This window comes from Escherichia sp. S10b, assembly GCF_028421345.1.
Taxonomy (GTDB): Bacteria; Pseudomonadota; Gammaproteobacteria; order Enterobacterales; family Enterobacteriaceae; genus ECMA0423.
In genome coordinates, this window is record NZ_JAHZSO010000171.1 from 1 (window position 1) to 1,708 (window position 1,708).

1 rRNA gene is annotated in these 1,708 nt (G+C 53.5%); it reads right to left on the minus strand.

Annotated elements, in window-relative coordinates:
* Positions 1-33: 33 nt before the first annotated feature.
* Positions 34-1,708 (minus strand): 23S ribosomal RNA (locus FTE26_RS20000); the annotation flags it as partial.

Genomic DNA, 1,708 nt, shown 5'->3' on the forward strand with positions numbered 1-1,708 from the left:
TTCTCTCATCCGCCAAAACACCTTCGGCGTTGTAAGGTTAAGCCTCACGGTTCATTAGTACCGGTTAGCTCAACGCATCGCTGCGCTTACACACCCGGCCTATCAACGTCGTCGTCTTCAACGTTCCTTCAGGACTCTCAAGGAGTCAGGGAGAACTCATCTCGGGGCAAGTTTCGTGCTTAGATGCTTTCAGCACTTATCTCTTCCGCATTTAGCTACCGGGCAGTGCCATTGGCATGACAACCCGAACACCAGTGATGCGTCCACTCCGGTCCTCTCGTACTAGGAGCAGCCCCCCTCAATTCTCCAGCGCCCACGGCAGATAGGGACCGAACTGTCTCACGACGTTCTAAACCCAGCTCGCGTACCACTTTAAATGGCGAACAGCCATACCCTTGGGACCTACTTCAGCCCCAGGATGTGATGAGCCGACATCGAGGTGCCAAACACCGCCGTCGATATGAACTCTTGGGCGGTATCAGCCTGTTATCCCCGGAGTACCTTTTATCCGTTGAGCGATGGCCCTTCCATTCAGAACCACCGGATCACTATGACCTGCTTTCGCACCTGCTCGCGCCGTCACGCTCGCAGTCAAGCTGGCTTATGCCATTGCACTAACCTCCTGATGTCCGACCAGGATTAGCCAACCTTCGTGCTCCTCCGTTACTCTTTAGGAGGAGACCGCCCCAGTCAAACTACCCACCAGACACTGTCCGCAACCCGGATTACGGGTCAACGTTAGAACATCAAACATTAAAGGGTGGTATTTCAAGGTCGGCTCCATGCAGACTGGCGTCCACACTTCAAAGCCTCCCACCTATCCTACACATCAAGGCTCAATGTTCAGTGTCAAGCTATAGTAAAGGTTCACGGGGTCTTTCCGTCTTGCCGCGGGTACACTGCATCTTCACAGCGAGTTCAATTTCACTGAGTCTCGGGTGGAGACAGCCTGGCCATCATTACGCCATTCGTGCAGGTCGGAACTTACCCGACAAGGAATTTCGCTACCTTAGGACCGTTATAGTTACGGCCGCCGTTTACCGGGGCTTCGATCAAGAGCTTCGCTTGCGCTGACCCCATCAATTAACCTTCCGGCACCGGGCAGGCGTCACACCGTATACGTCCACTTTCGTGTTTGCACAGTGCTGTGTTTTTAATAAACAGTTGCAGCCAGCTGGTATCTTCGACTGATTTCAGCTCCATCCGCGAGGGACTTCACCTACATATCAGCGTGCCTTCTCCCGAAGTTACGGCACCATTTTGCCTAGTTCCTTCACCCGAGTTCTCTCAAGCGCCTTGGTATTCTCTACCTGACCACCTGTGTCGGTTTGGGGTACGATTTGATGTTACCTGATGCTTAGAGGCTTTTCCTGGAAGCAGGGCATTTGTTGCTTCAGCACCGTAGTGCCTCGTCATCACGCCTCAGCCTTGATTTTCCGGATTTGCCTGGAAAACCAGCCTACACGCTTAAACCGGGACAACCGTCGCCCGGCCAACATAGCCTTCTCCGTCCCCCCTTCGCAGTAACACCAAGTACAGGAATATTAACCTGTTTCCCATCGACTACGCCTTTCGGCCTCGCCTTAGGGGTCGACTCACCCTGCCCCGATTAACGTTGGACAGGAACCCTTGGTCTTCCGGCGAGCGGGCTTTTCACCCGCTTTATCGTTACTTATGTCAGCATTCGCACTTCTGATACCTCCAGCAT